This is a genomic window from Aerococcus sp. UBA6277, from assembly GCF_002440555.1.
Classification (GTDB): Bacteria; Bacillota; Bacilli; order Lactobacillales; family Aerococcaceae; genus Aerococcus.
This window is the reverse complement of sequence record NZ_DJUR01000008.1, coordinates 81,779-104,640: the sequence shown is the minus strand read 5'-3', so window position 1 is coordinate 104,640 and position 22,862 is coordinate 81,779. Positions and strand designations below refer to the sequence as shown.

The following is a 22,862-nucleotide window of genomic DNA, read 5'->3' as shown; positions in this document are numbered from 1 at the left end:
TTTTAATGGCGTTGTAGTTCATCCAAAGTAGATAGCAGTTTTTTTGTCTAATAAGAATGGTCTATAGTAGGCAAAAGTACTCGCTAATGGTAATAAATGTTCTGGTAACGCTAAACCTAATGCTTCTTTTAGATAGTCCTTCCGCTTAGAGATTCTTGACCAAAGTTCTGGTTGTTTAATCTTCATCTCTTCGCGTAGTGCTGCGTCCGCAACCGCAATCGTCGATTCAGCTGAAACACCATTATGGTTCGCTTGTGAAGGTATAAAGTCTAGTTGGAAGATGTAGCCACTTTGAATTGTTGCATCAGAGTCTTGATAAAATGGTGAGCTTAACCATTCTTCGTCAGCTACTAAATGCCCTGGGCACAAGTTCCAGCCATAAGTAGCTTGCGGATAGAAGTCACTGAATGCTTGGTAGAAGTCGCCACCCTTTTCCCCGATAGTTAAATGATCTAACCACCATTTATAAGCTTGAAAATATGGGTAAACGACATCTTCTAAGTATCCTGGATCACGTTCAGCGAGCTGACTTTCATCTTTCACTGCATAGCCAGAACGACTAGACAAACCACCTTTATAGGCTACAGTTAATGCAACTTTATCGCCATCATTTAACGTGTTATCAGTTGGATAAATATTAGCGCCTTTAAAGCGATCACCAAAGGCGGCAATAGTCACAACAGAAGGATATTGACCATCGCGATTTAAGTGATTTCCGGCTTCTAACTCACTTTGACCAATGGTTAGCTGGTTGATTGCTTCAAGAACAGCATCAGAAGCAAGGGAAGCACCATATTCATAACGAGCGATTTCTTCTGCGTTGTTTGTTACTCGAGCACCTTCTTTTGGATGCATGTATAGCTGGGTTGCATTCACTACCTTGTCAGAACCGAAAACTTCTTGTATACCATCTACAATAAATGCTGGTATTGAATGATGGTCGTGGAAGTTAGTCATATCATTAGATAAAAGCTTCCAGTCTACTAAACCAATTTGTTTGGAATCATCTACTTTAACGTCTTTAAGATAGTCAGCGAAAGTTTTCGTGAAATCCATGGGTTGGTTAGGTAAAGAGAAGAATGGACAAAGAATACCTTCACTTTGTGTACGTGCCATACTGGTCTTATTGTAGTTCTCATTACCTAAAATCAGTGTCGACGTTCCGTCTTGGTTGATTACTTGGATAGCTTCTTCAAATCGTGGAATAAAACCAGTTAAATATTCAAAGTTACTACCGTGTTCTTTATCTGCATAAATCATCAATGATGAGAAGTCATATTTTCGCATTAACTGAAGGACTTTGTCCTTGCGTTGAGCGAAGGTAGCGTCACTTAAAATGATAGGTTTTCCAGAATTATCTTTGGTTGGCGCTAATGTTTCTTTAAATTGAATCGTCATATGAAGTCTCCTTAAGCTTTTTGCGCAAATCATCAAAAACGTTCGATAATTGAATGCGCTTTATTTTCCCAACTTCCATCTTACCATGATTAAAAATTAAAGCTAGCCTTATGCTGTTAGAGATATTTTCATATGGATTAATGACTTATTGTTGTTTAATTTCTTTGAATAAATTAATCATTTCAATAGCATTCGTTGCATAAGTAAACCCAAGGTTACCAGCTTTAGTACCAGAGCGTTCAATAGCTTGTTCGATGTTTTCAACGGTTAAGACACCAAAGATGACCGGTAATTTGTGGGTTAATCCTACTTGGGTGACCCCACTTGAAGCTTGGTTAATAACCACATCAAAATGACTTGTAGCCCCTCTAATCACAGCACCAAGCGTAATAATGGCATCATATTTACCTGTTTCAGCCATCGTTGCGGCTGTAAGCGGGATTTCATAGGCACCCGGCACCCAAGCTACGTCGATATTTTCTGTCAAAACACCTGAACGCGTAAGGCCATCTTCACAACCACTTAGTAAGCTTTTAGTCAGAAAATCATTGAATCGAGCAATGACAATCCCAATTCTAATATCTTCTCCGTTGTACAATTTTCCTTGAATAATGTTCATGCTAATATCCTCCATATTTTATAAGTCTAATAAGTGTCCCATTTTTACTTTTTTAGTGATTAAGTAGTTTTCATCATCCGGATTAGCAGCCATTTCAATACTTACGCGGTTCGCTACTTGGATACCAGATGCTTCTAATTGTGCGATTTTATCAGGATTGTTGGTCATAAGGTCAATGGATGTTACACCCAGTTCTTCCAACATTTGTGCAGCCGTATGGTATTCCCTTAAATCATCTGGGAATCCTAGGGCATGGTTAGCTTCTACAGTATCCAGTCCTTCTTCTTGTAATTGGTAGGCTTTTATTTTATTGATCAACCCAATACCGCGACCTTCCTGTCTTAAATATAAGAGGACACCTTGGCCAGCTTCGTTGATTTTCCGTAGAGCCTCATGTAATTGTTCTCCGCAGTCACACCGGTTGGAGCCCAACACATCTCCCGTTAAGCATTCAGAATGCAAGCGCGTTAGGATCTGTCCTTTACCTGAAACATCCCCTTTTACCAAAGCTACATGTTCTTGATTATCTACCTCGTTGATAAAAGTATGGATAGTGAAATCGCCAAATTTGGTCGGCATCTTAGCTTGTGATACATGGTGGGTATGACGCTCAGTTTTCATCCGGTAGTTCTGAAGCGCCTTGATAGTGATGACTGGCATATCCCACTCAGTAGCCCGGTCTAGGAGTTCGGCTTGGCGCATCATCGTACCGTCTTCGCGCATAATTTCTACACATACACCCACTGGATTCAGTCCAGCTATTTTCATCAAATCAACCGTTGCTTCTGTATGACCGTTCCGTTCTAAGACACCATTTTCTTTCGCTACCAATGGGAAAACATGTCCCGGACGGTTAAAGTCACTGGGTTGACTAGCTGGATTTGCTGCTTCACGCATGGTTAACCCGCGTTCAACTGCAGATACCCCTGTGCTTGTCTCTTTATGGTCAATGGATACCGTAAATGCGGTTGTATGTGGGTCTGTATTATCATCCACCATTGGCGACAAATTCAACCGACTAGCTACTGCTTGACTCATTGGCTGACAAATCAACCCTTTAGCGTGAGTGGCCATAAAGTTGATGTTTTCAGTTGTTGCAAACTCAGCTGCACAAATTAAGTCTCCTTCATTTTCTCTATTCTCATCATCCAAAACCATAATGATTTGACCTGCTTGTAAAGCTGCTAATGCGTCTTCGATTGTTGAAAAATCCATCTATACCCGCTCCTTCACTGTAAATTGCTCAATATACTTACCAACAATATCATTTTCTAAATTCACAATAGTTCCTACTTGATAGGTTGAAAAAATTGTTTGCTCACTCGTGTGAGGAATGATTGATACTTTAAATGTGTCTCCTTCAACGCCAGCAACCGTTAAACTGGTGCCATCAATAGCAATAGACCCCTTCATGATGATATAGCGCATTAATGGTTGACTTGTTTGAACCGTGTACCAATTCGCAATGCCATCCGCTTCAATTGCGGTGATTTTCCCAATACCATCAATATGGCCACTTACAATATGACCACCAAATCTCGCGTTGGCTTTCATCGCGCGTTCAAGATTCACGCGGCTATTATTAGTAATACTTTCTAAAGACGTTTTCGCAATCGTTTCTGGCATCACTTCAACTTGGAAATTGGTATCGGTGTAATTCGTCACAGTAAGACAAATACCGTTGACACTGATAGAGTCACCTAGATTGACATCGGATACTATTTTTCCCGAGGCAATGGTCAAAAGAAGTCCTGCATCATTGTTGATGGCCTCGATACTTTCAATACGGCCAATATCTTCTATAATTCCTGTAAACATTTAATCCACCCTACTTTCTATCAAAAAGTCCTTACCTAATGGCGTGATTGCTTGGATATAACTTGTGAGCGCTTGGTCCACCTGTGGAAAACCGAAACCACTGATAGGACTATACTGGTCAAAACCACCAATGACTTTGGGACCAATATAAGTGTGGATTTCTTGGATTAACCCTGATTCAAGTAGCGAAGCATTTAGTCTTGATCCACCTTCAACATAAATACTTTGAATACCTTGTTGGCCTAGTTGTGTGGTTAAATCCACTAAATCTACCTTGTCATTCTTCGCATTCACAACCAATAGCTGGCAGCCAGCTGCTTGATAGGCTTGGTGATCTTGTGTGTTCTGATTAGTTGTCGCAATAATTGTGGGCGTTTGCTTCGCTGTTTTTACTAATTGGCTGGTTAAGGGTAGCTTCAAGCTCGTATCACAAACAATACGGATAGGATTAATCCCCTCAAAGTCGTCAATTCGAACTGTTAACGATGGATCATCAGCAAGCGCAGTCCCTATGCCAACCATAATGGCTTGGTTACTGTGGCGTTGGTAATGCACATGCTCTCGTGCAATTTTGTCCGTTATCCACTGGGAATCCCCAGTGTAAGCAGCTGTTCGACCATCTAGGGTCATGGCGTATTTCATGGTGACGTAGGGTTGCTTATGGTTCATAAAATAATTGAATTTACGGTTAAGGTCTTCACCTTCTTCAGCCAAAAGACCCGTTTCTACTTCAATATGGTGGTTCCTTAATTCCTGGATGCCTTTTCCAGCAACTAATGGATTCGGATCAATTGCAGCAACCACCACTTTTTCAATACCCGCTTCGATAATGGCATGCGTACAAGGCGGCGTTTTACCATAATGACAGCAAGGTTCCAGCGTGACGTACATAGTTGCCCCTTTTACATCGTACCCTTGTTCGCTGGCATCCTTTAAGGCTTCTCTTTCCGCATGCAAACCACCATACTGCTGATGATAGCCTCGGCCAATGACTTGATCATTTTTCACAATAACTGCACCAACCATGGGATTAGACCTTGTCCAACCTTGGCCTAATTTGGCTAGGTCAAGTGCTTCTTGCATATAGTCTTTCATTCACTCATCCTTTCTCTAAACAACAAAAAATCTAGTCAGAGTGACGAAAAAAAGCCCTAGAAATTAGATTCCTAGGGCACACAAATAAACTATAGACTTATAGTATTCGTTTATTTTGATTCTACTCTTCTTCCATCCAGACTCTACTGTCGGTCTCGGAATTACACCGAGTCAGCCCCTAATCAAAGGAGGTCGCGGACTTTACCGCCGGTCGGGAATTACACCCTGCCCTGAAGATTTTATTTGAATGTTTATGGTGATATCTTACGGCAATAAAATGAAAATGTAAACCCTTAAATATACTTTGAATAGAAAATATACACTATAGGGTATTTAATATCAATTAACATAATAGTGACATTGTTTTACTGATAGGAAATTATTGAGAGTACAAAAACTAATGATAAATATCAAATACCGCTTGGTATGTTTTACTGATAGGAAATTATTGAGAGTACAAAAACTATAATGGTCGTCTTTATGAGTCAGACATTGTTTTACTGATAGGAAATTATTGAGAGTACAAAAACCCACCGCTTGTGCGATCAATCAACACAAAAGTTTTACTGATAGGAAATTATTGAGAGTACAAAAACTAGCCACAGAAAATATTTCTGGACCGAATTGTTTTACTGATAGGAAATTATTGAGAGTACAAAACCAATCGCACCTAGAGTTTCACCAGCTTGTAGTTTTACTGATAGGAAATTATTGAGAGTACAAAAACTGCTTGGATACCCTTTATCAATTCTTCACTGTTTTACTGATAGGAAATTATTGAGAGTACAAAAACCTTATCTTCATTCCAAATTAATTCCCAATTGTTTTACTGATAGGAAATTATTGAGAGTACAAAAACCACAAATTCCAATCGCTGGTGAAGACAACAGTTTTACTGATAGGAAATTATTGAGAGTACAAAAACAAGTAATACAATTTAATCACGTTATAATCAGTTTTACTGATAGGAAATTATTGAGAGTACAAAAACTAGGAGGGAGTGAAACGATGCGAGGCACTTGTTTTACTGATAGGAAATTATTGAGAGTACAAAAACTGAATCTGGTCAGCAAATCGCTGAAAAATAGTTTTACTGATAGGAAATTATTGAGAGTACAAAAACATAAAAAAGGATACGAATATAACAGTGACTGTTTTACTGATAGGAAATTATTGAGAGTACAAAAACAAAGTAACTGGTTTCGTTTCAATATCTTGTGTTTTACTGATAGGAAATTATTGAGAGTACAAAAACCGTATTCAATACCACGATCATCAGCAACTTGTTTTACTGATAGGAAATTATTGAGAGTACAAAAACAAGTAAATTGCCTTATAAAATCTCACAAGAGTTTTACTGATAGGAAATTATTGAGAGTACAAAAACTTAAGCTGATTATATCATCTATATTTTTTTGTTTTACTGATAGGAAATTATTGAGAGTACAAAAACATGGATAGCTATTCTCATTGATTGCTTGCAGTTTTACTGATAGGAAATTATTGAGAGTACAAAAACATTAGTTCAATCGCTTCATCAACGTCTAATGTTTTACTGATAGGAAATTATTGAGAGTACAAAAACATGTAAGTCCAAACTTGTTTAATAAATTAAGTTTTACTGATAGGAAATTATTGAGAGTACAAAAACATATTTCTATAAACTGACTTGGCAGCACTCGTTTTACTGATAGGAAATTATTGAGAGTACAAAAACTGGTATTCCTATCAAGATTCAGCACGAAGAGTTTTACTGATAGGAAATTATTGAGAGTACAAAAACCATTGGCCGCGATTTGAACGGTTTGTATTTGTTTTACTGATAGGAAATTATTGAGAGTACAAAAACAGCATTGGATCATCATAAAAATAGTTGTTGGTTTTACTGATAGGAAATTATTGAGAGTACAAAAACATTGTCCTGAATGGGAATTTGGATTTACGAGTTTTACTGATAGGAAATTATTGAGAGTACAAAAACTCGTCTGTTAGGTCAGAATTTGTAGAAAAAGTTTTACTGATAGGAAATTATTGAGAGTACAAAAACTGCGACGGATTAATGCGAGTGTCCATATCAGTTTTACTGATAGGAAATTATTGAGAGTACAAAAACGAGTTCGTCTATTTCTTCTTGTGTTGCACCGTTTTACTGATAGGAAATTATTGAGAGTACAAAAACCGTGCAATATACAAACTGAAAGGAGTGATAGTTTTACTGATAGGAAATTATTGAGAGTACAAAAACTTTTTTCAAATTACATCACACCTTTCATTTGTTTTACTGATAGGAAATTATTGAGAGTACAAAAACCTCAAATTTAAAAATTACCGTTCTTAATCTTCAAGAAATAATTTTTCCAAGCTGCTTAGCGATTCAAATGACGTCTCAATTTTTGTTTCATCGCCTAACAACTTCTTCAGCACCTTTAATATTACCATATTTTTATTGCTTAAAGAAACTGCTTCAGTATATCCTATATATGGAATCACGGTCAAAATTCTTTGCTGTAAATTCTCCTCATCTATTATGAAACTATCAGGGTAATGTCTCTCAATGCTTTGGTACATTTCATTTATTGGGTAGAGCTGCTGTATTTCCTTATAGACTACAATAAAATCCTCTAGTGCAATATTTAATCGCCACAATGCATAATCCACATTGAATAAAATTACATTCAACCGTTGAGTATCTCTAGAAATATCTACTAGAGAATCGTATAAGTATTTAAAGTCATCTTGGGAAAGATGTCTATCAATCCCATCAAGAATAATCCAAACTCTATTACCGCTCTGACTAATAGTGCGTGACACTAATTTGATAAATGTTTCGATCATTTTCCTGCTGGTTATCAATTCCCTATCCAACTTCAAAGTCGCAAACTTCTTAATGAGTGCATCATGACTAAAATATGGTAGCTCTAGGGATAGCTCAGGATAATTTTCATGCAATGCTTGATTCATTAATAGCTCGAACTTACTCATTTGGTCATTGATTTCTTCAATTTGTGTAACGATAGGTATCTGACTACCTATTTCTAATACTTCCTCAAAAAGAAAGTACGATTTTTTTAAAATTAATTCTTTATAGAGTGAATAATATTCATCTAGATAGATTATATCTGTATTTCGATTACTAACTTCAGTTCCATCAAATAGTATCCTTCCAGTTTGGCTTACTAAATTCCCTTGATTTTCATCTACATACTTTGAAGCTGTTTGTAGAAAGGTGTTAAGTATTTCTCTTTTAGCATCCTTATTCGAACCGATAAAAACCAGCGTTGAATCCATTATTAAATCGAGATTTAAATTCTTCGTTATAATTTGAATTCTTCTACTCAAATAATCACCAACCTTTTATTACCAATTAGTTCTTCCTGTTTACTTTTTTCGCCTGTTAATAATACCATTTCCTGAAATTGATTCTCTGTCACATACATTAATCGCACATTACCATTCGTAGGTGCCTTACTTTTTATGATAGATTCATATTTCTTTAGCGCACTCCTATTAGGTAAACTTCTATAATAGATAGAGTATTGTAACATCACGAAACCGTTGGTAATCAAATGCTTTCTAAAAATCCTATATTCTCTTTGTTCTTTTGCAGTATCAAACGGCACATCAAACATACATAGCAGTCTCACAATTCCAAAACTCACTCCTCATCACTCTCCATAAATCCATCAGCTTGAATAGTAATTAATTGATGAAAATCATTGTTTTCCATTGCTTGAATAAAAGAGTTAACGTACAAGCCAATTGCTTGATTCAAGTACAATCTCTTGCCTTTTACTTTTATCTGCTGGTTTAGAAAGTCAATTAGCGTTATACGATGTTCATATGTTAAGTATTGTGGTTTTTCCACCAAAATTTTGCGATGAATATACCAATCCAACAGTGGGCGGAATGGCTCCATTAAATCATCCACTAAATTGAATGCATTATACTCATTTTTATGGAATATGCCTAAACTTGGTATCAACCCTTGTCCAGATACATATCTTGCGACTTGCGACCGAAGAATACTGTAACCATAGTTCATACATGCATTCGGAAATGAATCATCCTCTCTCGTGAACCCTAATCCATACAAAGAATTAAAGTAAAGTTTAGCGACATGACCTTCTCTATTGGTTTTATCGCCGGGAGTAATATTAACAGCCAAACCGATCATCTTATCGATCCTACCGCGATCTTCACTCAAATCTTCGGATACTAATATTTGATTGAAGATTTTTTGACTTACAACATTCATCCATGCTGTATCTTTTAGATCATCAGACCACCCTGCTTGCCAAATATTTCTTTTAGCAGCATGATGGTATTGACCTAACGGTAGATAAACACCACATGGAAGGTAGTGACTATCGCAAATTATTACATCAATATTGTAATAAGATAGTTTTGCTAACACACGGCTGGTAATAGTGGTTTGTTCACCTTCTAAGATGATATTTTCTATATCAATTAATGGTATATACAGTTCTTCTTGATTTTTTGTTACAACAAGATTATCTAACCTTAAACTTAATCGTTCACCATTCTTTATAAATACCGTTCGAAAAGCCATATTGTCCTCCTACAGAAAATAACGGTAATAAAAAAGCCACCCATAAAAATGGATGGCGAATTCGGCATAAAGCCTTATTTTTGTAGATTCTCTAATAATTTCCTATCAGTAAAAAATATTAGAACTTGTTCCGTCGAACAAGGTAACCCGTCGATTACAACTACAATATACCATAAGTCTTAACAAAATGCCACCGTTTTCTTATATTATTCCAGTTAATCTTTCTTGATCGACAAAATATCTTTTTCCAAGATAATCAGTATAAAACTTTTGTATAACAACACCTTTTTTTAAACCTTTAATAAATTGCCCCGTTGGACTCATGTTTCCAAAAATACTCACATGTTCTTTTTTATCCCACTTAGTTTTATCTAATGGTTTCATTTCAAAATAATTATTACTAGTTTCATTTCTAGCGTGATATAGTCCTTCTAGTACATCCGTATCATCAGAAATTCTGATTCCATCTTTTCGATACAAACTAAATCTAAATTCCGCTTCCTTACTGATTCCTTCAACATCTTTTAGACTCTCATATAAATTTCGAGGAATCCCATACTTCTCTCCACTAAATTTTAGATGGTTATACTTAATTCCTAGCAATCGATATGATCCATCAGAAGGTTCATAGTAAACATCTGTCCGCCATGGATTGGTAGATAATAAAACAACTTGCTTGTTATGATTGGTTTTATCAATATCTCTCCCGATTTCATCTTTTGTAATATTAATGTGGGTCCCCAGTTTCTTATCATAGTATTTTAAAGATTTTATAGCTGGCCCTTTACCTTTTTTAGAATATTTGGTCACATAAGGTACATCATTATCCTCACAGTAACGTTTAAATGGAGAAATATCTATAGATTTAGTTTTCCCACTTTGGTCTTGTACTTCTACTTTGGCAGGATATTGAGTAGAGATTTCTATTAGTTTCTCATAAGTTTTGGGATCGATTTCTTTCATCAATAATTTTTCTTTATTTTTGTCAAAAGCTTTCCAACCCTCAACTGAGTAGATATCTTTAATTTTCCCGATAATATAAGATTCTTCAGTTTTAACTTCTTTACCTCTTTTCACCATAACGTTTTCTATTACTCTTGTTGAATATAATGTAGCATCGCTAATCTTACGATTAGCTTTTCTATCTACTTGATGTGAAAACTTAATACGTGGAAATAATCTTGTAGGTGTTAATTGTTCAATAAAGTTATCCCACTTAGGCGTATAAGTTGAACGATTATATAAAGAAAGTTTCTTATATTCGTGATACTTAATTAATTCTCCTGTATCCTGATCTAACATATAAGGGACACCGTCTTGTCCTTCAACGAACTTAAATTTATCTACTCTTATGCCTGGTGTAGCAGCGCATAAGACAGCATCTACTGCATGGTGATGGTGTGTGTCTCTCGATTTATCCATCACATTACCCCATTTTTTACGTAATGTATGCGTAAAACTACCATTAACCACTTGTACTTTAGTATGGTTTTCACTTCCACTAAAGAAGCTTTGGATTGCATTCAATACTTCTCGACTTGCATAGCGCGTGTCATTTAAATTACGTGCAACGAATTTATTTCGAGTTTCTGGATTAAAAATATCACCCTCGAAAAGTAATAATTGTCGTTTATATTTTTTATATTTCCGGTCCAAAACCCATGCCTTAAATTCGTCCCAAGTTTGTCCCATAGCTGCGCCAGATTCATCAAATGCTTGTTTCGGTGATCGTTGAGCTTTTACTTGATTAGCTGTTGAAGTGACTAATACTTTGTTGTTAATAGAGTCATCTAAACTAATTGATAATGGGATGATATGATCGATTTCTGTCTTTTCATTTAATAAATCTTCAGGTGAAATTGGTGCCCCAGAATATGCACATCTACCATCTTGTTCATAATAGTAGTTTAATTTTGCGGCAAATTTTCCTTTTCTAATATTGGCTTCAAATCGCTCTTCAGTCCAACCAGATTTAGCAAGGAAGTAATTTTTACCATCATTCTTGCGTTTTTCGTTGTTCTTTTGGATATCTGCGATTACTTTCTTTTGATCATCTTCATTTTTATCACGTGGCATTTCGATTACTACGTTTTCAATATTTCCCTTGCCGTACCTATCAATTAACTGATTAAATACTCTAAGTGCTTGACGTACAGATTTACTTGCTGTTGGATTAAATATTTCATCGGTTATGTCTTCAACTGGAATATGAGGTAAATTTGCGAATTTATTTCTTAATTCTGGTTTGATTTTTAATCTTTCAATAATTGTATTTTGCTCTTCTGAAGTATTAATTAATTCAGGTATCAAAATTCCGATAAGTTTACTTGAGAAACTATGCCATGTTGCATTTGATCCTTTTACTTTTAGCTGATGAAATTTATCCAGTATCGCAGCTTTCAGTTTAGGATCCGCATCCGGTAACTCTAAAGCAATCGTTTGCTCTACTGCATCTAAATCTGTATTTAAAGTAATGATTTTTGCAATTGCATCTACAGTATCAATTGGCAAATCCCCGAGCTCAATACCTGATTCTGCAAAGACATTCTTCCAAGTTCTATAAGGTCCCATATTATGAATTTGAGGTTTATCATTCTTGTCCACACGCCACCCGCGTATATCTTTCATTTCTAATTCTAATAGTTTGGCTAAATTTTTCGGACCAAATGTCTTCACTTCATCGTTCATCAAATATTGTAGAATCATATTTTTTTCTGCGGTAGAAAGTTTTGCTTCTTCTCGATTAATCGTTAAATTATTTAAATCATTTAACAAATTGAATTTTTGAGCCGATAGGGAGATTCCTGAAGCTCTTATTTCCCCAATTAGATCTTTACCAATCAATTGATCAAATATATTATTAGCTGGCCTTCCATTCTCATGATAATGTGCCCAACGACCATATTGACTATTATTGGCAGCATTACCTGGACCATGGTAATAAGGTCGTTTACGGTAGATTAATCCAGCTTTTTCGCCAGTTCCTTGTCTTACAAAGGATTGGATGTAGTCTTCTGTAATTTCAGGATAAAATTCTTGTTGTTTAGTCAGAATTCTTTCTAATTCTTTTGCATATGCGCCAACTGTAAAAATATTTAATTGGTATTCATTTTGGTCATTATAACCAGTACGAACCTTTCCTCCCTCTTTCAATCGTTTTAATTGAATTTGACCGGGAGTGAACTCTTGAAGTAAGCGTGCATTACGAGTCACTTCATCTTTAAAAGATTGCCCTTCTGATTTTGCATCCAAACTATCTTCATCTAAATAAGAAATACCTCTACGTTTTACAATATGGGTTACAGCACGATAGATTTCCCCTCTTTCAAGTTTTGACTCTAATCCGCGCACTCGAATTTCATACGGTGATACATGATTATACATATCTTCCTGTACAAATCCTGCTTTTGATAAAACTTTCTTTGCATCGCTTAATCTTGTTACTCGTCTTCGAATTAATCTCCTTGAAGATCTTTTTTCTCGTCTTTCTGCATTATTGTCAGCATTTCTGGATGAAAATAATCGCACACCTAAATCAACTATAGAACCGCTTTCATTTTCTATTACAGCCCACCCAACACTCGCAATACCAATATCTAATCCAATATTATACATAAAATCCCCCCACATAAAATTACCTATATTGTATCAAAAACATAGAAAAGTACCATCACTTTTTTTAGATCGTGAACACAGTATTTTAGGCAGATTCAATTAAATAGCTTAAATATCACTAACTAAGTAGCATTAGCTAGCAGCCAGTACCCCTTTCATTCTCGTTTGATTACAAACTTGTCCTGACATACAATATGAATATCAATCACTTGGAAAACTCTCAGTCAAATCCAGAAAGGTCGTAAAAGATTGATAAGCAATCTGAGCCCCCTCCTTAGGATAGAAAGTTAATAAAGTATATCCTTCATATAAGGTGTTTAATAATAAATAGTACTCTACAATCATTTGAAGAACTATATTTTAATGTTTATAGAAGATGTAATAAGATGTATAACTCTTTCAAAAGAATATGGTATCGTTGCACAACACAATATTCCCAGTTTTAATTAATTCAAAAGTTATTTGTCAATTGATTCATTTATTTTTCCAATGTGATTTAACTACCTTTATGAACAAAAGAGAGAATAATGTTATAGTTTAATAGTGATAAAATTCAAATATCTGAATAAAATACATGTAACTATAGAAGATTTTTTTAAATAAAGCAGATATTTTTAACTGTATAGTTTGCAAGGTGACTCTCCAAATTTGTAAAAGCAGAATATTGAACACTTAATTGGGATTATTGTGTTGACAAAGTTTACAGTAACGTCAGATCAATTCATAGGCAACAAGCAATAGGATGTATTCAAGCTGAATATCACCCAAAACCGCATAATTTATAAAGCAGGTTTGAATAAACTGTACGATAATAATTTGAAAAATACAGATAGTGAGGTAGATGTAGGATGGCTATTATTAATGTTTCCAATGGTAAGAATCAAGGGAAAATCAGCCGAGTTCATGGTTCTAGAAATTATGTTGTAAGTGCTCCAAATGCCAAAAGATATGATAATGAGAGATATTATTATACTAATATCATTCGAACTACAAAAAACTATATAGGGTCTAAAAACTACAAAAAATATATAAATACAACTCATCAGTACGGTAATCGATTGTCAGATAAAACACTTAATAAGATTCTTAGGGCATATCAAGACACGCTAAGAATTGGCAAAAAATTAAATAAAAAAACTAGTATTGAAATAATAACCAATAACTTAGAAAGAAATCTAAAAAAGTATAAAATATCTCCATCAACAATTCAAAAAATACTTAAATACGACCCACAATTTAATCAAGAAATTATAAAAAAAGATAGTACTAGTAAAAGACAACGTATTAATAAGAAAATATCAAAAAATAATTCTCAACCTGTTTCAATTAATACCGCCTATATTGCTAAAATAATTAATTTCTCCTTCCATGATTTCGATAAAAATGAGCTCAATCATTTTATTAAAACAATTAATACTGAAAGGAAAATATTATCTGAAAGCTTAATCCGGAATATTATATTAGCATATAGAGAAACACTTAAAGAGAATATAGGAAACAAAGAATCACTAAATAATAATCTTCAAAGAAATCTATTACAAAAAGGTGTTCACTCTGATCTAATAAAATTAATACTGGATATAGAGCCAAATTATAATAAGAAGTAGTTAAGTACTAAGTTAAAAAATCTAACTTTTGAGGATAAAATCTTCTCGAAAATGAAATCGTTATCCCTTTTTATTTAGATAAGTGAGACTAGTTTGGTTCCAGCCTCACAGTTTTATCTTAGATAAAAAATTTTCCTTTACTTGGCCATTTTTACCCAAGTATAGTTTGCCAAACTCATCAATTAAGCCATGGAATTCCTGGGCTTCCTCATAAGTGAAGTCATCCGGTAGGTTAATCTCTTGGTAAAGGCTTTGATAGGTTGTGTACGAATTGCCTGTCAACCAACTGAATAATCGCCTAGCGTAGGCATCAGCGATAAACGCTGGTTGGTCAAATATAAAAACGCGAAATACGTCAGCTGTTTCAAACCCTACCCCGTGTAATTTCAAGATTTCACTTCGTAACTGTTTTCCGTATGCATACTGCATAGCTTGATAATCCCATTTGTGGTTATCAAACCATTGGAAACTGGCTTGAATTGCTCGCGCCTTGTTGCGGTAGAAACCACTTGGTCGAATCAGCGTTTCTAATTCTTCTAACGGGAGCTTTAAAATTTCTTCTGGAAAAAAACCAGTCGCTGATTTCAAATGATTTAAAGACTTTTCAACGTTACGCCAGTTGGTATTTTGAACAAGGATAGCCCCCAAGATAATTTCTACCTTAGATTCAGCAGGCCACCATCCTTGTGGCCCCATTTCTTTCAGTAAAGTATCATATAATTTTCTAATAGCTAATTTATCCATCATCTCACCCTAAATTATTTTGCCGTTATGTGGTATTTTTCTTTGCATCTTCATGTAAAAATTAATGGGTTCCTATGAGCGTCACACCTATACTTGGTGGTTATCTAGCTTGGATTGGTCAAAGCCTTCTAAAGCCAGCAAGGCAATTTTGCGCTTNNTACCACCTGCATAACCAGTTAATGCACCGTTAGTGGCTACAACCCGGTGACATGGAATTAGAATCGAAATGGGATTGTGGCCAACAGCACCGCCAGCTGCACGAGCTGAGCCTCTTTTCCCAAGAGTGTTTAAAGCAACTTTATCAGCTAATTCCTTATAGCTAGTCGTTTGGCCGTAAGGGACATTAATCAGTGCGTTCAGGATTTGCTTACGGTAAGACGTTACTTCTGGGGCCAAAATGTTTGGGTCAAGGGTTGGGTTCTCACCAGCAAAATAAGCATCTAACCAATTTTTGACTTGCTTTGTCACTGGTGTTTCTCCTTCTACCATAGTCTGTAAGTCGTATTTACCACCAAAGTATCTTTGATCACTAAACCACAATCCTTTAATCGCTTGATCATTACTCACGATAGTCATTTGGCCAATTGGTGAAGTGTAAGACGATTTGTAATACATGGTAATCCCTCCTGGGTTAAGATGACAGATACCCCAGCTATCTCAAAAAAGATGGGGATAGCTAGGGTATGGCTTTTATGTACTTGTAGTAATGCTATTTATTCTGCGTACTGTGCAATACCATTACCAAAGGACCAGTTCTCTTTATTTACTTCAACTAAGTTGATAAAGACATCTTCTTTGCGAATATCTAATTGGTTATTTAAATTATCAGCAACCGTCTTGTATAAAGCTTTTTTTACTTCAGTTGTACGTCCCTCATTCATCGTGATTTGAATGATCACGATACCATCTGTACGGTCAACACCTAGGTAATTGGTAGAAAATATCAGTTCTTCAGCTTTTAAATCATTCACAACCACAAACTTATCCTCTTCAGGAATGCCAATTGTTTCAAGCATAGATTCGTAAACTAACTCACCTAGTTGTGATTTAAATTCTGCAGTCTTACCCTCTAATAGATCAATTCTCACTAATGGCATATGCTCACGCTCCTTATATCATTGATATCCTTATTATATATAAAGTGAATTAAAATGCTAGTTTCAAATTACATCAATTTTTAGAATGTTTGTCATATGCATTGATTTAAATATGGAAAAGAATATCTTTTTATAGAGACTTGTTGATTTCGAGCATAAAAAAACCGATAACGCTTTTAAGGTCATCGGTTTACTTGTTTTAACTATTGTTTGCACTTTTTATGCATTTCAAGTTTGTTTTATTCATTTGGATCGCTTTCAGCATCTTCTTGAGTACCATGAACAGTACCAGGTACGTGGTCAGGGCTAGCATAAATGGTGTACAGTTTTAACGGTACGCTCCCCCGATTGGTGATATTATGCCATAAACCTAGTGGCACAAAGACTGCCTCATCTTCTCCAAGTTTTTGTTCAAAGGATAAATCATCCTCAGCAGGGCCCATCTGGCAAAGACCCTCACCTTGCTCGATACGGATAAATTGATCACTTTCATTATGTACTTCTAAACCAATATCACCGCCTACAGGAATCTCCATAACAGTCAACTGCAACTTGTTACCTGTCCAAATCGTCGTACGAAAATTTGTATTCTCTAACGTTTCTTTTTCAATATCTATAATATACGGCTTTTTGTCGTTATCTACATTACCAGTCAGAAATTTATTATCAGTCATCATAATCCCTCCTTACCTATAATTCTACTCCTTATATATTTAAATGCAAGTATGTTGTGAATAAATGATCATAAAAATCTTGTTGCTTGCTGTATATTTTTAGTTTATGCTTTTTTTAGTTATGCATTCATATTTAGAAAGGCGTTTTATCATGAAATTAATTATCAATTTTTGGCAACAAACATTTAATTTTAAACAGAAAATAGGCTGGCGCCTAGCATTATCTAGGATTTTAACAAATCTTATTTTTATTATTATACTCTACTTTATTGCTTTAATTGCACCTCCTTCTTGGGAGGAACCTATTGCTTATTTTGTCCAAATTTATACGATCATTTCAATCGTACCAACAATTACCGCTATCATTAGCGCAATAAAATAATCATCAAATGTAGATCATTAAAAAAAAGGTAGGGGTAACGTGAAGCATACTGATAATTTTTATGAGATGGAAGAAAATTTTTTGAAGATTTCTAAAGAAATTGAAATCATGTCTGATTCCCTGGAAAATTTTGAAAGATACCTACCAAATATCAAACTATTCCTTAACTACTATGGCAGTGAGACTTGGTTTAAACACTTAAAGATGGAAGAACAAGGCTTATTTGAAGATGCTAGTACAACAGCTGTACTAGGAGAAGACTACAGTTATGACCTTGTTATAGATATTATGGATTTAGCCAATAAACTAAAAAGTGTTGGTGAAAGCTTATTGGAAGACAGCTCAAATTCCTAATCCATCCATAACAAAAATTTAGTTATTTACTGCTAATTAAATCGAATTTTAAGTGGTAAATAGCTATCCTTTATTCTATTTAGCTTAATTTGGCGCATCTATCAAAAGTAGAAGTTTAGGATAAGCTAATCCAGCTATTTTATTGATATTAGGCTATTTATCACAAAAAAACAAAAAAAGACATTCCCCACATAAGTGAGAAATGTCTTTTTGATTTGTATATGGATTCGTACTCGACTTCTTTGGAAATCTCCGTCCCATACTGTATCCATAAACGAATAAATTCGTAATAGCGCCAAAAATTAACGTTTTGAGAAATACGAAAGTATTTTTCATGTATAAGCAATCCATTTAAATCCTTTCATATCAATAACTAATAAAATTATAAATTGTTATAAAGGTATGAATCTGTATGAAAATTGATACGACTTGAACCAATTTGAACCATCATTATTATAGATGCTAGTTGAATACATTTCTTTTTACTTTTCTATTGTTGGTACTTCAATAATTCGCATTTTAAATAAATATATTAATTTTGAATCTAAAAGCTTTTTTTCGCAACCTTATCATTAAGTAATTGTATGAGATATGGTTTTATAGAATTCAAAATGATAGCTCTTATTTTTTTTAACTGATTTTCAGATGGCTCGCCTCTCATATTAAACATTTTTAGCATAAATTCGTAATCTTTATCTCCACTATAATTATTGTACTGATTAGGGGGGAATGCACCTTGATCAAACATATACTTTAATAATTTTCTTGAGAAGTATTTAGAATCCAATGTGATAAATGCATTTGCTTTAACAGCATGAAATAATTTAAACAATTTTTCGTTAACTAATGTAAGTTCATTTAAATCTTCACGCTCAAATTTCTTAATGCAAGAACTTCCAATAGGGAATAACGTGTTTTGATTATTGATATTCTTAATTGTAAATAAATATCTAATATTTTCTTTGCCACATATACAAGAAGATTCATGATTTTCATCTTCAATAACATCATCAATTTCCCATTCTAATACAGCAGTATTCCATGATTTATTTACCGATTTTTCAATGACTGTGTTAATTAAATTTTTCACATAAATTGAACTCATATTACCTTCCTCTTATTTATTCTTTTTTTGATCGATAAGTATTAATTGTGTATAAGCTACATAGAATTCAAATAATATTTAAGGTCTTCATTCATATATTGATTAACTCGGCACCTTTGCATCCTTTGGCTTCAGAGCTTACCAGATATGCGAGTGCTTTCTAACACAGTAATACAAACAACCATTCTATCTAATTACTAAAATAACATGTTAGACGTAAGCTATAAGTCTCTTTTAAATAAGTATCCGTTGCCAGAATAATTTGCTTCATTGAATCTGTGATTTCTAATATCGAGACTCCTGGCTGAACAATTGATATTTCAAATTCTGTTTCAAAACCAGACCTTATCATCTTCTTTAACATATACAGGGTTTGTAAGTCCCCCTTCTCAAATCTAGTTTCATCATAGTTTTTCTTTCTCATATTTTCTCGTACAATCATTCGTTGAACAATTTCTAAGACATTATCATTCCACATAATTGATTTTTCAGCTTGACCACATACTTCATATAGGTCAGAAACACGAGCACCAGGATTTTCTCCATGTGAGTATTTACAATGATACAGATGAAATACGACTTTTCGATGTTCCTCATTAATTTTGATTGAAACAACATCCGCTATTTCTCCCGATCCATCATCGTCAAAAATAATATCTGATGTCTGATCTACAATATTATGTATCGTAGCGTATTGAATTGAATCAGCCTTTCTTTCTTTTCCTTGAGATTCAGATTTAATATTGACTCCAAGTCCATTCCAATCGATAGCAAAAAGGGATTCCGCCGGCACATCGATGCTACTTTTTGGTTTGATAACTGTTTTTAAATTTTCTTGAACTACAATAATAGTTCCATCACTTTGTATAAACGATACTTCCGGTGAATATTCGTACAGATAGTCAGTCATCTTAACAGATTTATTACCTGTCTTCACTATTAGCTCTTCACCTTCGATTTGCTTGAAACCATATGATGTCTCATTAATAATCTGCTCGAAGACAAATTTTCGTTCATTTATCCAAAACTCAAAACGAAGATTTCCATTAAATAAAACGGGATACTTTAAATCCGTTTGAAAGAATGGAAATGCCTTTTGTTCTTTAGAAATATACAACTGCTTCGTTGAAGAATTGGAGATTTCAATTATTTCTGGTAGCATTATTTTATAAGGAACACCTTCTGGGAATTCCTTAATAATTTCTAAGGCGAGCGAATTATCTAATATATTATTCGTATCAATAGTTTCGTCCAATATTTTTTTCCCAATGTTCTGACACCACTCTGTCCAAAAGTTTATCCGTTCTACCCAACGCATCCAAACTTTTCCTTTATACGAACAACCAATACTAATACGTCCTCCACCTTGATAGCCATAACCGAATAAATTAGATTTAGTCGAACCAGATACAACAGCCTCACTAATTCCAGACTTAATATCAGTACCAGCAAACATTCTAAAGCTAATCCTTCCGCTAGGTTTTTGCTTTAATCCCAACGTTCCAATCATTAATCGATTAATTCCATCTAAACTTCGATATATCGAATCTCCCTTAATTGCTGATGCTTCTGGAAAAATACTATCCACAAGTCGGTTTCCCTTTCCAGTATCAGTTTCGTTTATATGAATGATTCCATTATCTTTATCAAAAAATAACACAAAAAAATCATAATCGTATTGCACTATATCCTTTTGATCTGACCAGACTACTTTTGTTTCAATTTCCTCAATAAAAATATAAACGGAATCTTCTTCATTTATGAATGGTATAGTTTTATCTTGATCCAAAACCTCTTTCCATCCATTTATGAAAGTTCTTTTTGAAGGAGATCGAAACATTCTAGTACTTATTTTCATCTTTAGTTGAGATAAATCTATCTCCTTCGCATGACCTTTTTCAAACTTGCCAATGAATTCACTAAGTTCAACTTCTTTATTGATAGCTTGATTTGAATGGATATTAAGAAGTTGATTCCAATCAGAATTTTGATGATATAACTCTTCAATCGCTTCCTTCAAATCGTCCATTGCCACATTCGTAATTAGCTTTGCATTTCCCAACTTATTGCCACTTGTTCGAGCGAATCGTCCAATGAATTGAAGTGTAATCGGAAGCGACTTATATTTATCATGAATTGCTGCAATTTTCAGTGTTGGAATATCAATACCTTCACCAAACATATCTACACAAACCACAATTTTTGCTTTACCACTTTTAACTTGCTGCAAGTTTTCTTTTCTTTGGGTAGGACGAATACCAGTATGAATAACAACTGGATTATACTTTTTATATTGAGAGTAAATTTTTTCATACAATTCATCAGCTCGCTTTCGGCTATTTGCTCTCGCTAAAAGTACGTGCTCATATCCTTTCTTCAAATCCTCATCTAATTGTTTGATGGCAATTTTCGCAATTTCATTGTCAGACTTTCGCTCATCAAATTCTTGAATTGGATAAAAATCGATAGGTTTGAAGTACCCGGCTTTTTGTGCCAATGCCAAACCATAATTGAAAATTATCTTACCATCAATTTTTTTCCCATCATTTCTAAATGGAGTTGCAGTAAATTGTAGAATTTTTTTCCCTATAAATCTTTCTCTCACTGTTCCCCAATCGGGAGCAGCAAGATGATGCGCTTCGTCGAATATTACAACCTCCACCTTTTCAAGAAGTTTATCCCAAACTGAAGAGGTCATATTTTTAATCATCCCTGGAGTCGAAACAATTATATTAGCCTCCTCAAGGGCATCAATCAGAATACTTTCATCCTCTTCTTTTACTTTTGACTTATAAAGAAAAGTCGTTGGATAAATAATTTCATCTGATGTCATTTTTAATTTTGGAAGTATACCAAAATGCCTCGCTCCCTCAAAAATTTGTTCCCTCAATAGATTAGACGGTACAATGATAAGCGTTGAAGTAATTCTCTCAGAAATAATTGTAGTATACATTGTTTCAGACTTGCCTGTTCCAGTAGGTAAGACAATGGTTGCTGGAGAATTTGATGTTGCCCAATGTGCACGAATTGCAGATAATGCTCCAAATTGAGGCAAGCGTAAACCAATCTCATCTTCATTTCGAGAAACCCTTTCATGATATGACTCTTTCCAACTATTAATAATTTCCTCTCGGTTAAAGATTTTTCCTTCAGCATCCACACATCGACTTAATTTGTTATCGCGTCCGATCGTCGAAATTATATTTTTATACTTTCCCAAATGATCCCTTCTTTCTCTAATAGAAGTACACAGCCCGTTTAATTAATAATATTGCAACATATAAAAAATGTATTTTATACGAAAATAAAGTTACTCTTTAATTAGGTTACTCAATTGCCCGACTGTTGTTTTTGTAATCTGAACGGTGAACCGAATTTTTCAACAAATCATTCGCAAGTATTACTTCCAATAAATCCTCATTGTAGCTGTACAAGTCTTGAAGCAATTCCTCTTTATTCAACTTACCTTCAAGCTAGTATCGGTCATCAAATTGCTAGAGAACCTCGCGTATCTTTTCGTTAATCTTCATTTTCATTATGCGATTCCTCCAACAATTTTAAAATTCTATCTAATTTTTCATTTACCTGTACAGTTTGCTTTAAATGACAAACTTCTTTACTTACCAATTGTTTAGAACTGGAATTAATATCATCAGTAATATTTCTACTAATTCGATTCAATTCATTTGCCCGCTCTTCAACACCTCGTTGTACGGCAATATAATATTCTTTGGTATCTTCTAATTTTTTGTTTCGATTCACCAAAAACTTATTCTGACCAGCG

Annotated in this window: 19 protein-coding genes, 1 CRISPR repeat array and 1 riboswitch; of the genes, 3 read left to right on the top strand and 16 right to left on the bottom strand. The window is 34.4% G+C overall.

Features of this window, described 5'->3' with window-relative positions:
* Positions 1–18: 18 nt before the first annotated feature.
* From B2V22_RS01885 to cas9, 9 genes are all read right to left on the bottom strand, one after another.
* Positions 19–1,398, bottom strand: coding sequence for a M24 family metallopeptidase (locus B2V22_RS01885; RefSeq protein ID WP_290490072.1), 1,380 nt, complete (start codon positions 1,396–1,398; stop codon positions 19–21).
* Between the two features lie 145 nt (positions 1,399–1,543).
* Positions 1,544–2,017, bottom strand: a complete 474-nt coding sequence (gene ribE / locus B2V22_RS01880) for a 6,7-dimethyl-8-ribityllumazine synthase (protein WP_270371560.1) — start codon at positions 2,015–2,017, stop codon at positions 1,544–1,546.
* Between the two features lie 18 nt (positions 2,018–2,035).
* Positions 2,036–3,232 (bottom strand): bifunctional 3,4-dihydroxy-2-butanone-4-phosphate synthase/GTP cyclohydrolase II, encoded by a 1,197-nt coding sequence (locus B2V22_RS01875; RefSeq protein WP_290490068.1) that lies wholly within the window; start codon positions 3,230–3,232, stop codon positions 2,036–2,038.
* A complete protein-coding gene (locus B2V22_RS01870) occupies positions 3,233–3,835 on the bottom strand; it encodes a riboflavin synthase (RefSeq protein ID WP_290490066.1) in 603 nt (200 codons plus the stop codon).
* Positions 3,836–4,930, bottom strand: a complete 1,095-nt coding sequence (gene ribD / locus B2V22_RS01865; RefSeq protein ID WP_290490064.1) for a bifunctional diaminohydroxyphosphoribosylaminopyrimidine deaminase/5-amino-6-(5-phosphoribosylamino)uracil reductase RibD — start codon at positions 4,928–4,930, stop codon at positions 3,836–3,838.
* Positions 4,931–5,050: 120 nt separating this feature from the next.
* Positions 5,051–5,172, bottom strand: a riboswitch (FMN riboswitch).
* Between the two features lie 120 nt (positions 5,173–5,292).
* Positions 5,293–7,241: direct repeats of the CRISPR family, unit length 36 nt; unit sequence GTTTTACTGATAGGAAATTATTGAGAGTACAAAAAC.
* A 23-nt stretch (positions 7,242–7,264) separates the two neighbouring features.
* Positions 7,265–8,269 carry a CRISPR-associated protein Csn2-St gene (gene csn2-St / locus B2V22_RS01860; protein ID WP_290490063.1) on the bottom strand — a complete coding sequence of 335 codons (1,005 nt, stop codon included), beginning with the start codon at positions 8,267–8,269 and terminating at the stop codon, positions 7,265–7,267.
* A complete protein-coding gene (cas2, locus tag B2V22_RS01855) occupies positions 8,266–8,559 on the bottom strand; it encodes a CRISPR-associated endonuclease Cas2 (protein WP_290490077.1) in 294 nt (97 codons plus the stop codon). Before cas2 ends, csn2-St begins: the two co-directional genes overlap by 4 nt.
* 26 nt (positions 8,560–8,585) lie before the next feature.
* A complete protein-coding gene (cas1, locus tag B2V22_RS01850) occupies positions 8,586–9,500 on the bottom strand; it encodes a type II CRISPR-associated endonuclease Cas1 (RefSeq protein ID WP_290490061.1) in 915 nt (304 codons plus the stop codon).
* A gap of 201 nt (positions 9,501–9,701) precedes the next feature.
* Positions 9,702–13,115, bottom strand: coding sequence for a type II CRISPR RNA-guided endonuclease Cas9 (gene cas9, locus B2V22_RS01845; RefSeq protein WP_290490060.1), 3,414 nt, complete (start codon positions 13,113–13,115; stop codon positions 9,702–9,704).
* An 848-nt stretch (positions 13,116–13,963) separates the two neighbouring features.
* Here cas9 and B2V22_RS01840 point away from each other — a divergent pair.
* The gene (locus B2V22_RS01840; protein WP_290490058.1) at positions 13,964–14,722 is read left to right on the top strand and encodes a hypothetical protein; all 759 of its coding nucleotides are present in this window, start codon (positions 13,964–13,966) and stop codon (positions 14,720–14,722) included.
* 105 nt (positions 14,723–14,827) lie between these two features.
* Here the strand turns inward: B2V22_RS01840 and B2V22_RS01835 are convergent, their stop codons facing one another.
* The 4 genes from B2V22_RS01835 to B2V22_RS01820 form a co-directional block, all read right to left on the bottom strand.
* A complete protein-coding gene (locus B2V22_RS01835) occupies positions 14,828–15,469 on the bottom strand; it encodes an endonuclease III domain-containing protein (RefSeq protein ID WP_313551839.1) in 642 nt (213 codons plus the stop codon).
* 84 nt (positions 15,470–15,553) lie between these two features.
* Entirely contained in the window at positions 15,554–16,081 is a 528-nt protein-coding gene (locus tag B2V22_RS01830) for a methylated-DNA--[protein]-cysteine S-methyltransferase (protein ID WP_290490054.1), read from the bottom strand.
* Between the two features lie 98 nt (positions 16,082–16,179).
* On the bottom strand, positions 16,180–16,563 hold the full coding sequence (locus B2V22_RS01825) for a tautomerase family protein (RefSeq protein ID WP_149315119.1): 384 nt from the start codon (positions 16,561–16,563) through the stop codon (positions 16,180–16,182).
* 239 nt (positions 16,564–16,802) lie between these two features.
* On the bottom strand, positions 16,803–17,237 hold the full coding sequence (locus B2V22_RS01820) for a cupin domain-containing protein (RefSeq protein WP_069285331.1): 435 nt from the start codon (positions 17,235–17,237) through the stop codon (positions 16,803–16,805).
* A gap of 151 nt (positions 17,238–17,388) precedes the next feature.
* Here B2V22_RS01820 and B2V22_RS01815 point away from each other — a divergent pair, with 151 nt between their 5' ends.
* Together B2V22_RS01815 and B2V22_RS01810 are read left to right on the top strand one after the other, a co-directional pair.
* Positions 17,389–17,619 (top strand): hypothetical protein, encoded by a 231-nt coding sequence (locus B2V22_RS01815; RefSeq protein ID WP_290490051.1) that lies wholly within the window; start codon positions 17,389–17,391, stop codon positions 17,617–17,619.
* Between the two features lie 39 nt (positions 17,620–17,658).
* A complete protein-coding gene (locus tag B2V22_RS01810) occupies positions 17,659–17,973 on the top strand; it encodes a DUF4298 domain-containing protein (RefSeq protein WP_290490049.1) in 315 nt (104 codons plus the stop codon).
* 544 nt (positions 17,974–18,517) lie between these two features.
* On the opposite strand, the gene B2V22_RS01805 is transcribed toward B2V22_RS01810, so the two are convergent.
* The 3 genes from B2V22_RS01805 to B2V22_RS01795 form a co-directional block, all read right to left on the bottom strand.
* The gene (locus B2V22_RS01805) at positions 18,518–19,078 is read right to left on the bottom strand and encodes a hypothetical protein (RefSeq protein WP_239047520.1); all 561 of its coding nucleotides are present in this window, start codon (positions 19,076–19,078) and stop codon (positions 18,518–18,520) included.
* 190 nt (positions 19,079–19,268) lie between these two features.
* Complete coding sequence (locus B2V22_RS01800; RefSeq protein ID WP_290490046.1) at positions 19,269–22,298, bottom strand: DEAD/DEAH box helicase; 3,030 nt, start codon at positions 22,296–22,298, stop codon at positions 19,269–19,271.
* A 299-nt stretch (positions 22,299–22,597) separates the two neighbouring features.
* Positions 22,598–22,840, bottom strand: a complete 243-nt coding sequence (locus tag B2V22_RS01795) for a hypothetical protein (protein ID WP_290490044.1) — start codon at positions 22,838–22,840, stop codon at positions 22,598–22,600.
* Positions 22,841–22,862 lie beyond the last annotated feature (22 nt).